This is a genomic window from Caldimonas thermodepolymerans (assembly GCF_015476235.1).
In the GTDB taxonomy this organism is placed as follows: domain Bacteria; phylum Pseudomonadota; class Gammaproteobacteria; order Burkholderiales; family Burkholderiaceae_C; genus Caldimonas; species Caldimonas thermodepolymerans.
The window spans coordinates 1625410-1639153 of the sequence record NZ_CP064338.1 but is presented as its reverse complement, the minus strand read 5'-3'; the positions used below and the strand labels follow the sequence as shown (position 1 = coordinate 1639153).

Sequence of the window (13744 nt, the reverse complement as noted above, 5' to 3'; positions counted from 1 at the left end):
ATCCGCCATCGCGTGATCGGGCACGACCGCCTGTGACGAGCAGTACCAACCAACCCGGGACCGGATCCATGTCGAGTTTTCGTCGGGTCGTATGGACGGAGGGCATGTTCCTCCAGCCGCAGCACTTCCAGCAACAGGACCGTCACATCGAGCGCTGGGTGGAACAGCGCGTGGCCAGCAGCGCCGCCTACCGCTGGGGCTGGCTGGACCTGGAACTTGACGACGCCGCGCTGATGCTCGGACGCGTGCAGCTGCTGAAGGTGCGCGGCGTGTTCCCCGACGGCACGCCGATCGACGCGCCGGCCCACGACCCGCTGCCGCCGGCGTTCGACGTGCCGGCCGACGCCAAGGACGCGCTGGTCGTGCTCGCGCTGCCGAGCCGGCGCCCCGGCGTGCAGGAATCGGGCTATGACGACGAAGCCGACGCCGCGCTGCTGCGCTACCACGCGCGCAACCTGCAGGCGCAGGACAGCACCAGCGATGCGGAGAACGTGGCCGACATCCAGGTGGGCGACCTCAACGCGCGCCTGATGCTGCAGCGCGACGCCACCCAGGCCTACCAGGCCGCCGGCGTGGTGCGCGTCATCGAGCGCAAGGCCGACAACCAGCTGCTGGTCGACCGCAACTACATCCCGCCGATGCTGGCCATCGCCGGCCAGCCGCGCCTGGCCGGCTATGCCCGGGAAGTCCAGGCCCTGATGGCGCAGCGCGGCGAGGCGCTCGCCGCGCGCCTGGGCAAGCCGGGCGCCGGCGGCGTCGCGGAGATCGCCGACTTCCTGATGCTGCAATGCGTCAACCGCCACGAGCCGGTGTTCTCCCACCTCGCCACGCTGTACCAGGTGCACCCCGAGCTGCTGTACCGCACCTGCCTGGAAGCCGCCGGTGACCTGGCCGTCTTCGGCAGCCCGACGCGCCGTCCGCGGCCGATGCCCGCCTACGCGCACGACGACCTGGAGCACTGCTTCGGCGAGGTCATGGCCGAGCTGCGTGCGCTGCTGGGCACGGTGCTGGAGCAGCGCGCCATTCCGATCGAGCTGGTGGACCGCAAGTACGGGGTGCGCACCGCCACCTTCGCCGACCGCGAGCTGCTGGCCAACGCGGCGCTGGTGCTGGCGGTCAACGCCCAGCTGCCCGGCGAGCAGCTGCGCACGCGCTTTCCCACCCAGGTCAAGCTGGGCCCGGTGGACCGCATCCGCGACCTGGTCAACCTGCAGCTGCCCGGCATCGGCCTGCGCGGGCTGCCGGTCGCGCCCCGCGAGATCCCCTACCACGCCGGCTTCCACTACTTCGAGCTGGAGCGCCACGGCGACCTGTGGGAGCAGCTGAAGAAGTCCGGTGCGATGGCCCTGCACATCGCCGGCGAGTTCCCCGGCCTGCAACTGGAGTTCTGGGCCATCCGGGAGCGCTGAGCACGCGCCGCGTCCGGCTGCCGCCACCGCACGACGCCATCCGAGGTGAGTCGACATGAGCCCCTCCCAAGACCCCTTCGCCGGATTCGATGCCGGACAGACCTTCGTGATGCCCACCCCGGGCGCGCGCCCGACGGTGGCCGCACCGGCCGGACTGCACGGCTTCAACCGTGAACCGGCGCAGGACATCGCCTACCACCCGAGCGGCTTCAACCCGCTGATCGCCGCGGCCAACCCGCTGCTGAACCTGATCCCGCAGATGCGCACGATCACGGTCCACCAGGACGTGGCCGGGCTGCGCGACAACCTCGCGCAGGGCATCCGCCAGTTCGAGCAGGCGGCGCGCGCCGCCGGCATCGCCAACGAGAAGGTCATCGCCGCGCGCTACATCCTGTGCACGGTGCTGGACGAGACCGCCGCCAGCACCCCCTGGGGCGGCTCGGGCGTGTGGGGCCGGCACAGCCTGCTGGTGATGTTCCACAACGAGGCCTGGGGCGGCGAGAAGGTGTTCCAGCTGCTGACCCGGCTGGCACAGAACCCGGGCGACAATCTCGACCTGCTGGAGCTGATCTACACCTGCATCACGCTGGGTTTCGAGGGCCGCTACCGCGTCATCGAGAACGGCCGCAGCGAACTGCAGGTGCTGCGCGAGCGGCTGGCGCAGCTGATCCGCCGCCAGCGCGGCAACTACGAGCCGGCGCTGTCGCAGCACTGGGCCCCCGCGGTGCTGCCCAAGCGCAAGTGGTCGACCGCGATGCCGCTGTGGATCTTCTCCGCGGTGGTCGGCATCGTGCTGGTGGCCGGCTACACCGGCTTCAGCTACGCGCTCAACCGTAGCTCCGACCCGCTGTTCTCGTCGATCACCGCGATCAAGGCACGGCCGATGCAGCTGCCCGCCCCGGTGCCCGCGCAGCGGCCACGGCTGGCGCAGTTCCTCGCACCGGAAATCCAGCAGGGGCTGGTCGAGGTGCGCGACTTCGACGACCGCAGCATCGTCACCCTGCGCGGCGACGGGCTGTTCGCCCCTGGCAGCGCGACGCTGGCCGAGGAGCGCGAGCCGCTGATGCTGCGCATCGCCGATGCACTCAACTCGGTGCAGGGCAAGGTGCTGGTCACCGGCCACACCGACAACGTGCCGATCCGCTCGGCGCGCTTTCCGTCCAACTGGCACCTGTCGCAGGAACGGGCCAGGTCGGTCGCCGCCCTGCTCTCGCGCAAGATCACCCAGCCGCAGCGCCTGCTGGCCGAAGGCCGGGCCGAGAGCGAGCCGGTCGCGCCGAACGACACGCCGGCCAACCGCGCGAAGAACCGGCGCGTCGAGATCACCGTGTTCGTGAGCCAGCAGGCCGGTTGAGCCTGCCGCGCCGAGGAAAGACCCATGAAGAAGCTGTTCGGCTGGATCTTCAACCGTTGGGTGATGCTCGCGCTGGGTCTGCTGGCCCTGGCTGCGGTCATCTGGATCGTCGGCCCGCTGCTGGCCATCGGCGCCTGGCACCCGCTCGAGGGCACGCTGGCGCGCGCCGGGCTGATCGTGCTCGTCGCCCTGTTCGTGGTCGGCAAGCAGGCGTGGACGGCCTGGCGCGCGCGCAAGGCCAGCGAGCGGCTGGTGCAGGGCTTCGCGCAGCAGGCCGCCCAGGCACCCGCGCCCAGCGCCGGCGCGCAGGAAGTCGAGGTGATCGCAGGCCGCTTCAAGGAGGCACTCGAGACGCTGAGGAAATCCCGCCTGGCTGGCCAGGCCGGCCGCTTCGGCCGCGGCTACCTGTACCACCTGCCCTGGTACGTGATCATCGGCGCGCCCGGCTCGGGCAAGACCACCGCGCTGATCAACTCGGGGCTGGAGTTCCCGCTGGCCGACAGGTTCGGCAAGGAAGCGATCCGCGGCGTGGGCGGCACGCGCAACTGCGACTGGTGGTTCACCAACGAGGCCATCCTGCTCGACACCGCCGGCCGCTACACCACCCAGGACAGCAGCCAGCAGGACGACGCCACCGCCTGGACCGGCTTCCTGCAGCTGCTGCGCCGCCATCGCCCGCGCCGGCCGATCAACGGGGTGCTGGTGACGATCAGCGTCCCGGACATGCTGTCGCACCCCGCACCCGAGCGCGAGCGCTACGCGCAGACCGTGCGCCAGCGCGTGCAGGAGCTGTACCAGCAGCTGGGCGTGCGCATCCCGGTCTACCTGCTGGTGACCAAGACCGACCTGCTGCCCGGCTTCATCGAGTACTTCGACCACCTCGGCAAGGAGGAGCGCCAGCAGGTGCTGGGCTTCACCCTGCCCTACCAGGACCAGGCCCCGGCCCTCGAGAAGGAGGCGCTCGGCACGACCTTCGAGAGCGAGTTCGCCCTGCTGTCCAAGCGCCTGTTCGAGGGATCGCTGGAACGCCTGGAGGCCGAACGCGACCCGCAGCGCCGCGCGCTGGTCTACAGCTTCCCGCAGCAGTTCACCGCGCTGCGCGAGGTGCTGGGCGAGTTCCTGGTCAACGCCTTCGCCGCCTCGAAGTTCGACCAGCCCATCCTGCTGCGCGGCGTGTACTTCACCAGCGGCACGCAGGAAGACTCCCCGATCGACCGCATCATGGGCGTGCTGGCGCGCAGCTTCAAGGTCGAGCGCCGCGCGTTGCCGCCGCAGAAGTCCACCGGGCGCAGCTACTTCCTGACCCGCACGCTCAAGGGCGTGATCTTCCAGGAGGCGGAGCTCGCCGGCACCAACCTGAAGTGGGAACGCCGGCGCACCTGGCTGTACCGCGCCGCCTACGTGGCGATCGCCGTGCTGGGCGTCGGGCTGCTGGCGGCCTGGGGCGTCAGCTACGTCAACAACCGGCAGTACCTCGCCGCGGTCGAGCAGCGCATCGCGCCGGCCGCGCAGACCGTGCAGGCCATCGACCCGGGCACCGGCGCGGACGTGCTGCAGCTGCTGCCGGCGCTCAACGAGCTGCGCCGGCTGGCCATCGTCGATCCGGTGCGACCGGACCTGAGCGCGCCGGCCAGCATGCAGTTCGGCCTGTTCCAGGGCGACAAGGTCGACGCCGCCGCCCGCGCCGCCTACCAGCGCCTGCTCGACGACGCGATGCTGCCCAAGGTGGCCCGCCGCATCGAGGACCTGCTGCGCTCGGCGCAGAACCGCAACCCCGAGCTGATGTACGAGGCGCTCAAGGCCTACGTGATGCTCTACGACAGTGAGCACTATTCGGCCGCCGACCTCAAGGACCTGGTGCTGGCCGACTGGGAAACGACCCTGCCGCGCGAGGTCGGCAACGAGCAGCGCGCCGAGCTGGAAGCCCACCTCGACGTGCTGCTGGACCGCGGCGTGGTGATGTCGCCGCTGCCGCAGGACAAGGCGCTGGTGGAGCAGTCGCGCGCCGCGCTGCAGCGCATGTCGCTGGCCCAGCGCGTCTACAACCGCCTCAAGCGCGTGGGCGTCGGCGCGGACATCCCCGAGTTCAAGATCACCAAGGCCGCCGGGCCGGCCGCCGGGCTGGTGTTCACCCGTGCCAGCGGCGAGCCGCTGACCAAGGGCGTGCCGGGCCTGTACACCTACGACGGCTACCACAAGGCCTTCCAGGCCCAGGCCGACCGCGTCGCGCGCCAGCTGTTCGAGGAGGAAGGCTGGGTGCTGGGGCTGTCGGAGCAGCAGCGCAGCGCCACGCTGCGCGACGCGCAGGGCCTGGCGCGGCTGATGTCCGACGTGAAGCGGCTGTACCTGGAAGACTACGCCCGGGTCTGGGAGTTCTTCATCAACGACATCCGGCTGGCCAACCGCGGCACCCTGACCGACACCATCCAGCTGGTGCGCACGCTCTCCGCGCCCGACTCGCCGCTGCCGCCGCTGCTGCGCGCCATCGTCAAGGAGACCACGCTTGGCGAGAAGATCGACGGCAACACGCTGGAGCGCACCACCAGCACCGTGCGCGACCGCGTCTCGGAAACCCGCGAGAGCCTGGCGCGCCTGCTGGGTGGCGACCGGCAGGAGCCCGGCGCCTCGGCCCTGCCGCAGCGCATCGAGAGCCTGGTCGACGACCGCTTCGAGGCCTTGCGCCGCTACGTGCTCGCCCCGGCGCAGGGCCAGCCGGCCCCGATGGACGGCACGATGCAGCTGCTCAACGAGCTCTACACGCTGATGACCGCCACCGAGACCGCGGTGCGCGGTGGCGGCGCTCCGCCGCCCAGCGACGTGCCGAACAAGGTGCGCGCCGAAGCCGGCCGCGCGCCCGAACCGGTGCGCGCACTGATGAACCAGGCGGTGACGGCCGGCATCACCCAGGCGTTGGGCGCCACCCGCGACCACCTGAGCAACCAGATGCAGGCGAACATCGTCGAGTTCTGCCGCCAGGCGATCGAAGGCCGCTACCCGTTCGCACGCGGCAGCAACCGCGACGTCACGCAGGACGACTTCGCGCGCCTGTTCGCGCCGGGCGGGCTGCTGGACGACTTCTTCCAGCGCAACCTGCTCGCCTTCGTCGACACCAGCACGCGGCCGTGGCGTTTCCGCGAGGTGGGCGGCGGCATGATGGGCGGCTCGCGCGATTCGGCGGCGCTGGCGCAGTTCCAGCGCGCGCAGGCGATCCGTGACACCTTCTTCCGCGCCGGCGGCAACCAGCCCGGCCTGCGCCTGGAGTTCAAGCCGGTCGAGATGGATGCCGCGATCACCCAGTTCATCCTCGACGTCGACGGCCAGATCGTGCGCTACGCCCACGGTCCGGCGGTGCCGACCACCGTGCAGTGGCCCGGCACCGGCGGGCGCGGGCAGGTACGCATCCAGCTGTCGCCGCCCTCGGCGTCGGGCTCGTCCGGCGCGGTGTTCGAAGGCCCCTGGGCCCTGTTCCGCATGTTCGACCGGGTCCAGATCGAGGGCACCGGGCAGCCCGAGCGCTTCCGCGCGGTGTTCAGCGTCGACGGACGCCGTGCGGTGTTCGAGGTGACCACCAGCAGCGTGCTCAACCCGTTCCGGATGAGCGAGCTGTCCAGCTTCAGCTGCCCCGGCAAGCTATGAGCGGACTGGAAGCCTGGCTGGCCACGGGCACCGGAGGCACGCCGTCGCAGGCGCCCGCCTGGTACGGCAAGCTGCCTGCGCTGGGCGACTTCGCGCACCGGCGCGGCAACGAGCAGTTCAACGCCCTGCTCGACGCCTGGCTGCAGCGCGCGATGACCGCCAGCCGCGCGCAGCTGCAGGGCGACTGGACCCACGCCTATCTCGGCGCGCCGCTGTGGAGCTTCGCGTTCTTTCCCGGGGTGGTCGGCGACGCACCGTACGCGGGCGTGCTGATGTCCAGCGTCGACCGCGTCGGCCGCTACTTTCCCCTCACGGTGTACACCCAGGTGCCCTATGCACGCGGCCTGCTGCGCGAGCTGCAGACGGGCACGCCCTGGTACGCCTACGTGCAGCAGGCGCTGCCCCAGGTGCTGGACACCCGCTTCACGCAGGAGCAGTTCGAGGAATTGCTGGCGGCCGCCCCGCCCCCGCCCGGCCTGGCGCAGGCGCTGGACGACGGCAGCGTCAACGTCGCGTGGGCCGAGGTGTTCCAGCAGGGTCGCCCGCTCACGGTGCCCGGGCCGGGCACGGCCATCGACGCGCTGGCGCGCGACCTGACCACCCACTACCTGCGCGGCGCCACGCTCTGGTGGGCCCCCCTGCCCTCCGGCGCGACGCTGGTGCGCGCCTTCCAGGGGATGCCCGCGCCGGAGGCCTACGCCGGGATGCTCACCGCGGGCACGTGAGTGCCCGGGTGCGCGCGCTCAGCCTTCGGCCGTGCGCTCGTCCCGGGCCACCCTGTATTCCCGGCGGCCCGCCTCGCTCAGCGCCAACGCGCCGCCGTCGCGGGTCAGCAGGCCCTGGCGCAGGTAGTCGTCCAGCGCCTGGGGCGGGACCAGGTCGCTGCGCCCCTGCTCGATGTACTCAACAGCCTGGCTGTACAGGATGCGGTCCTGTGCGGTCTTGAACATGATCGGCCTCGCAAGAAGAAGTCGGTGGAGTCCACCACGTCTTCATGCTGGCCCGGCCGCCCGGCCACCGGTGTCGGCGCCGGGCACCGAAGCCGTCAGCCGCGTCCTACGCGGCCCGCCCTCAACGCACGAACCGCCCGTCGTAGCTCACCTGCACCAGCTCCACGAACCGCGAGCCGTTGTAGCCGCCCGTGAAGTCGATGTCCATGCCGCCCAGGCGGATCCTGAGGTTGCGCAAGGCCGCGTGCAGCTTGGCGCGGGTGAGGTCCCGCCCGCAGCGCCGCAGCGCCTCGACCATCACCTGGCCGCCCAGGAAGCCTTCCATGCTGAGGTAGCCGACCGGCACGTTGGCCGCCGCCGCGGCTCGCTGGTAGCGGCGCAGCAGCGGATCGACCTCGCCCCACGGGTAGGGCGTGACCTGCGAGATCGCCAGGCCGCGCGTGCGCTCGCCCAGCACCCGGGCCGTCACCTCGCCCGGCACGATGGACATGCCGTAGAAACTGGCCACGCCACCCGCAGCCCACACCGCCTTCATCACCTCGGCCGCCAGCGTGCCGCCCAGGTACATGATCACCGCCTGCGGCCGGCCCTCCAGCAGCGTGCGCGCCGCAGCGGCCGCGTTGCCGCCGTCGTCGTGGATCGGCGCCGACGACACCACCTTGTGCCCGTGCCGCTCCAGCGCGGCGTTGATCAGCGACAGCACCTCGGTGCCGCCGGGGTTGTTGAGGTGGGCCACCGCGATGCGCGTGATCCCGATGGTGGTCAGGTGCCGCACCAGCACCTCGGCCTCCCGGCCCAGCGAGGCGCGGGTGTAGTACGCGACGCCCTCGGTGCGCGCGCGCGCCGAGTCCGCCACCGCGTAGGGCGAGACCAGCGGCGCCCCGCTTTCGCGCAGCAGGCCGGCCGCGGCCGCGGTCGTGCCCGAGCCCACGCAGCCGAAGAAGGCAAACACCTTGTGCTCGTCGAGCAGCTTGCGGTAGTTCGCCACCGCGCGGTCGGGCTTCAGGTCGTCGTCCAGGGAGACGAGTCGCAGCCTGCGCCCGTGGATGCCACCCTGTTCGTTGGCGTCGTTGAACGCCAGTTGGGCGCCGGACAGGAACACCTTGACCGGTACCCCCAGCGGCCCTTCGAGAATGCCGGTCTGGCCCAGCAGGATCTCGTTGTCGCTCACGCCCGGCTCGGCCCGAGCCGTCACCGGCAGCACCGCGGCCGCCGCTGCAGTGGCGAGAAAGGCACGTCTGCGCATCACCTTGTCACCTTCTCCATTGATTACTTCCAGTAACAAAATCGAGTGTTGGGGATGCGCAGCGGTCGTCGCTCAGGGGTTATCCCTCAGGCCCCAGGGCAGGCCCGGACCAAACGGAAATATTCCTCGCTGGCGCCGTGGTGCCGTGCGATGAACGCGCGAGGAGTACAGGACGGCCCTTGAGCTGGGTCAAGCCGGTGACGCCCCCGTCGCTCAGACGCGACGATGCCGGGCGACCTTCTGCAGCAGCTCGAACAGTATCGCGCGCTCGCCGTCGCTCAGGTGCCGCAGCACCTCGTGCTCCATCGTCAGCGAGACCTCGTGCGCCTTGCGTGCCAGGATCGCGCCCTTGCGCGTCAGCAGCACATGCTGCGAGCGGCGGTCGGTTTCGCTGCGCACCCGGGTGACCAGCCCCCGCTCGGCCAGGCGGTCGAGCAGGATCGTGATGTTGGGCGCGGACACCGCGAGCGCCTGCGAGAGCTGCTTCTGCGTGACGTTCTCGTTGCTGTTGAGCAGCATCAGGATGGTGAACTCGACCGGCCGCAGTTGCAGCGGCTGCCCGATGCACTTGAAGAAGACCTTCTTGATGGGCACGTCCGCCTGGGCCAGGTGGTAGCCCAGGACGTGGCTCAGGCTGGACTGGTCCAGCCCGTGGGCGACGCTATCGGACTTGGTGTTCGGCATGGCGCCGCCAGTGTAGTCCGCCTCGCGGACCGGGGGCTGGAGGGCCGGCTGGCCTTGCAAGGTCGTCATGGCTGCGGCAGCGGTGGCAGCGCCACCCCGCGGGTCTGGACCCGGGCCAGCGCCGGGTGGATGTCGGGCAGCAACCAGTCCAGGCCGAAGCCGGTGCAGCGCCGCTTGCGTTCGTACCATGCCTCCTGGCGTCCATGCGCGACGCGGGCGCTGCGCAGCCAGGCCCAGCCCAGCAGCAACAGGCCGGTCGCCTGCAACAGGTCCTCGGCCACTCGCCAGGGCAGCTCCGCATCGGAACCGGCATCGTCGGCCAGCCGGCGGGTGGCGTCGCACCAGCCGTCGAGGGCCTGCCGCACCGCGCGCGCATGGGTCGCGAGCGCGGGTTGCGGCAGGCTGACGGCGAGCTCCTCCTCCACGATCCCTGCCACGGCCTGGACGGCGCCAGCCCCGTCCGGCAACAGCTTGCGCACCACCAGGTCGATCGCCTGGATCTCGTTGGTGCCTTCGTAAATCATCGCGATGCGGGCATCGCGCACGTGCTGCTCGATGCCCGTCTCGTGGACGTAGCCATGCCCGCCCCAGACCTGCAGCGCCAGGCTGCTGCCCTCGAAGCCCAGCCGGGTGAACAGGGCCTTGACCACCGGCGTCAGCACCGGCAGCAGGCGCGCCGCGCGCTCACGGCGCACCGGGTCGGGATGGTGCTCGCTCTCGTCGAGCAGCTGTGCGGCCCAGTAGCCCAGCACGCGCAGGCCTTCGGTCCAGGCCGCGAGAGTCCACAGGGTGCGGCGCATCGCGGGGTGGGCGGCGATCGGGTCCGCCTCCGCATCCGGCGCGGAACGCTGCGGCGCGCGCATCTGGTGCCGCTCGTGGGCGTAGCGCAGCGCGTTCTGCGTCGCGATCTCCAGGTGGCCCAGGCCCTGCAACCCGACCTGCAGGCGTGCGGCGTTCATCATCACGAACATCGCCGCCAGCCCCCGGTGCGGCTCGCCGACCAGCCAGCCGGTCGCGCCCTCGAAGCGCATCATGCAGGTGGCACTGCCCTTGATGCCCATCTTCTTCTCGATGCCGTCGCAGCGCACGCGGTTGGGCGTGCCGTCGGGCAGCACCTTCGGCACCAGCACCAGCGACAGCCCGCGTGTGCCAGGCGGTGCGTCGGGCAGCCGGCACAACACCAGGTGCACGATGTTGTCGGTCAGGTCGTGCTCGCCGCCGGAGATGAAGATCTTGCTGCCGCTCACCTGCACCGAGCCGTCAGGCCGGGGCACCGCCTTCGTGCGCAGCAGGCCCAGGTCCGAGCCGGCATGGGCCTCGGTCAGGCACATCGTCGCCAGCCATTCGCCGCTGACCACGTGCCGCAGGTAGCGCTGCTGCAGCTCGGCGCTGCCATGGGTCTTGAGGCATTCGTACGCCCCGTGCGCCAGGCCCGGGTACATGGCCCAGGCGTGGTTGGCCGCGTGCAGCATCTCGTACAGCGCGACGTTGAGCAGCTGCGGCAGCCCCTGCCCGCCCCAGGCCGGGTCGCAGGCCAGCGCCGGCCAGCCGCCATCGACGAAGGTGCGGTAGGCCTCGCGGAACCCGGACGGCGTCGTCACGCGCCCGTCGTCCCAGCGGCAGCCCTGCAGGTCCCCCCCGGCGTTGAGCGGCGCGAGCACCTCGCTGGCGAACGCGGCCGCCTGCTCGAGCACCTGGGCAGCGGTGCCGGCATCCAGCTCGGCAAACACCGGCGTCTCGCGCCAGGCCGCGGGCGCGTCCAGCACCTCCTCGATCACGAAGCGCATGTCGCGCAGCGGGGCGCGGTACGGCAGTCCGCTCATCGGCGGGCTCCGAGGTAGGTCTGCACCACGCGCGGGTCGCGCGCCAGTTGCGCCGCCGGGGCCTCGAGCACGATCTCGCCGGTCTCCAGCACGTAGCCGTGGTCGGCCACCTCCAGCGCCGCGCGCGCGTTCTGCTCGACCAGCAGGATGGTCACGCCGGTGGAACGCAGCCGCTCGATGATGCGGAAGATCTCCTTGACGATCAGCGGTGCCAGCCCCAGGCTCGGCTCGTCGAGCATCAGCAGCTGCGGCCGACCCATCAGCGCGCGGCCGATCGCCAGCATCTGCCGCTCGCCGCCCGACAGCGTGCCGGCCAGCTGCATGCGGCGCTCCTTCAGGCGCGGGAAGATGTCGTACACCTGCTCCAGGTCCGCGTCGGCACGCCCAGGGCCGAGCGCGCCGCGCAGGCCCTGCTGCAGCCGCCAGCTGCCCAGACGCAGGTTGTCCTCCACCGGCATGCTGGCGAACAGGGCCCGGGTTTCCGGCACCAGGGCGATGCCGCGCTCCACCCGCTGTTCCAGGCTCAGCGCACCGATTTCCTCGCCCGCATAGCGGACCGAGCCGCGCGAGGGCAGCACTCCCATCAGCGCGTTGAGCAGCGTCGACTTGCCGGCCCCGTTCGGGCCGATCACGGTCACCACCGAACCGCGGGCCGCCTCGAGCGTCAGCCCGGACAGCACCTCGGCCTTGCCGTAGCCTGCATGCAGGCCCTGCACTTGCAGCAACGTCTCCACGTCGTCGTTCTCCATGCCCGCGGCGCTGCGGCGGCCCGTCACGGCCGCGGCGCCGGCGGACGGTCCTTCAATGCTCGGTGCCCAGGTAGGCCGCGCGCACCAGCGGACTGGCCTGCACTTCGGCGGGGGTGCCCTCGAGCAGCTTGTTGCCGAACTCCATCACGACGATGCGTTCGGTCAGGTTCATCACGAAGTCCATGTCGTGCTCGACCAGCAGCAGGCTCATGCCTTCGGCGCGCAGCTGCCGCAGCACGCTGGCCAGTGCCTGCTTCTCCTGGTGCCGAAGGCCGGCGGCCGGTTCGTCGAGCAGCAGCAGGGTCGGGTCCGTGGCAAGCGCGCGGGCGATCTCCATCAGGCGCTGCTGGCCAAGCGGCAGGTTGCCGGCCAGCTCGTGCATCTGGGCGGCCATACCGATGCGCTGCAGCTGGCGCTCTGCCTCCTTGAACAGGCGGCGCTCCTCGTCGCGGTCCAGGCGCAGCATCGCGCGCGCGCAGCCGGCGCTGCTGCGCAGGTAGCCGCCCAGGGCCACGTTCTCCAGCACGCTCATCTCGGGCACCATGCGCACGTGCTGGAAGGTGCGCGACATGCCGCGCCGCGCGATCTCGCGGCTGGGCAGGCCGTCGACACGCTGCCCATACAGCCAGACCTCGCCGCCGCTCAGGCTCAGCACGCCGGAGATCAGGTTGAAGGTGGTGGTCTTGCCCGCGCCGTTCGGCCCGATCAGGCCGACGATCTCGCCGGCGCGCACCTCGAAGCTGACGTCGTTGACCGCCACCAGGCCGCCGAACTGCTTGCGCACCGAACGCACCTCCAGCAACGGCTCGCCCGGGCGGGGCTTGGGACGCTCGGGCAGCGGCGCGGCGTCGGCCCAGTCGCGCCGGCGCGGCTCGCGCGGCAGCCAGCGCGCGAAGCTGGGCCACAGGCCCTGCGGGGCGTACTTGAGCATCAGCACCAGCACGATGCCGAACACGATGATCTCGTAGTTGCCGCTGGTGCCGATCAACCTGGGCAGCAGCACCTGCAGCTGGTCCTCGACCAGCTTGACCACCGCGGCACCGCTGAACGCGCCCCAGACGCTGCCCACCCCGCCGACCACGGCCATGAACAGGTACTCGATGCCCCACTTGATGCCGAACGGCGACGGGTTGACGGTGCGCTGGAAGTGCGCGAACAGCCAGCCGGACACGCCGGCGTACAACGCGGCGATCAGGAAGATGATGACCTTGTAGCGGTAGGTCGACACGCCCATCGCCTCGGCCATCGTGGTGGCGCCCTTGAGCGCGCGGATCGCGCGGCCGGGCCGCGAGTCGAGCAGGTTCACCACGCCGATCGCCCCCAGCAGGGCCACGCCCCAGATGAGGTAGTACAGCCGCCGCCCCGGGGCCAGGTCCCAGCCGAACAGCTGCAACGAAGGAATGCCCAGCAGCCCGTCGTACTTGCCCAGCCACTCCATGTTGGCCATCGTGTAGTTCAGCGCCAGGCACCAGGCGATGGTGGCCAGCGGCAGGTAGTGGCCGCTCATGCGCAGCGTGATCCAGCCGAGCACCAGTGCGCCCAGCGCGGTCAGCGCCAGGCCCACCAGCAGCGTCAGCCAGGGCGACACGCCCCAGGCGGTGGTCAGGTAGGCGCTGGTGTAGGCGCCGATGCCGACGAAGGCCGCCTGCCCGAACGAGGTCAGGCCGCCCACGCCGGTGAGCAGCACCAGGCCGAGCACCACGGTGGCATACAGGCCGATGTAGTTGAGCTGCGTGACCCAGAACTCGGGGATCGGCAGCAAGGGCAGCACCGCCATCACCACAGCAAAGCCGGCGATGCCGAGGCTTTGCAGGCTCCAGCGACGCGCACCGGGTGCTGCGGTGGTGACGGGATCGCTGGCGGGACGGCTGGACATGGAAGGCTCCGCGGGTC

Annotated in this window: 10 protein-coding genes; 4 read left to right on the top strand and 6 right to left on the bottom strand. The window is 71.2% G+C overall.

Features of this window, described 5'->3' with window-relative positions; genetic code table 11:
- The first annotated feature begins 68 nt into the window (after positions 1-68).
- The 4 genes from tssK to tagF are packed head-to-tail and all read left to right on the top strand — an operon-like array spanning position 69 to position 7124.
- Positions 69-1409 carry a type VI secretion system baseplate subunit TssK gene (gene tssK, locus IS481_RS07705; protein ID WP_104356489.1) on the top strand — a complete coding sequence of 447 codons (1341 nt, stop codon included), beginning with the start codon at positions 69-71 and terminating at the stop codon, positions 1407-1409.
- A gap of 55 nt (positions 1410-1464) precedes the next feature.
- Positions 1465-2763 (top strand): DotU family type VI secretion system protein, encoded by a 1299-nt coding sequence (locus tag IS481_RS07700; protein ID WP_104356488.1) that lies wholly within the window; start codon positions 1465-1467, stop codon positions 2761-2763.
- Between the two features lie 24 nt (positions 2764-2787).
- A complete protein-coding gene (tssM, locus tag IS481_RS07695) occupies positions 2788-6399 on the top strand; it encodes a type VI secretion system membrane subunit TssM (RefSeq protein ID WP_104356487.1) in 3612 nt (1203 codons plus the stop codon).
- On the top strand, positions 6396-7124 hold the full coding sequence (gene tagF, locus IS481_RS18270; protein ID WP_132763184.1) for a type VI secretion system-associated protein TagF: 729 nt from the start codon (positions 6396-6398) through the stop codon (positions 7122-7124). The genes tssM and tagF overlap by 4 nt, the downstream gene beginning before the upstream one ends.
- A gap of 18 nt (positions 7125-7142) precedes the next feature.
- On the opposite strand, the gene IS481_RS07685 is transcribed toward tagF, so the two are convergent.
- The 6 genes from IS481_RS07685 to IS481_RS07660 form a co-directional block, all read right to left on the bottom strand.
- Positions 7143-7349 carry a hypothetical protein gene (locus IS481_RS07685; protein WP_104356486.1) on the bottom strand — a complete coding sequence of 69 codons (207 nt, stop codon included), beginning with the start codon at positions 7347-7349 and terminating at the stop codon, positions 7143-7145.
- Positions 7350-7470: 121 nt separating this feature from the next.
- On the bottom strand, positions 7471-8595 hold the full coding sequence (locus tag IS481_RS07680; RefSeq protein ID WP_104356485.1) for an ABC transporter substrate-binding protein: 1125 nt from the start codon (positions 8593-8595) through the stop codon (positions 7471-7473).
- Between the two features lie 213 nt (positions 8596-8808).
- Entirely contained in the window at positions 8809-9348 is a 540-nt protein-coding gene (locus IS481_RS07675; protein WP_232529499.1) for a MarR family winged helix-turn-helix transcriptional regulator, read from the bottom strand.
- Positions 9345-11102 carry an acyl-CoA dehydrogenase family protein gene (locus tag IS481_RS07670; protein ID WP_104356483.1) on the bottom strand — a complete coding sequence of 586 codons (1758 nt, stop codon included), beginning with the start codon at positions 11100-11102 and terminating at the stop codon, positions 9345-9347. The genes IS481_RS07675 and IS481_RS07670 overlap by 4 nt, the downstream gene beginning before the upstream one ends.
- Entirely contained in the window at positions 11099-11851 is a 753-nt protein-coding gene (locus tag IS481_RS07665; RefSeq protein WP_104356632.1) for an ABC transporter ATP-binding protein, read from the bottom strand. Before IS481_RS07665 ends, IS481_RS07670 begins: the two co-directional genes overlap by 4 nt.
- Before the next feature lie 52 nt (positions 11852-11903).
- Positions 11904-13727 (bottom strand): branched-chain amino acid ABC transporter ATP-binding protein/permease, encoded by a 1824-nt coding sequence (locus IS481_RS07660; protein ID WP_104356482.1) that lies wholly within the window; start codon positions 13725-13727, stop codon positions 11904-11906.
- Positions 13728-13744 lie beyond the last annotated feature (17 nt).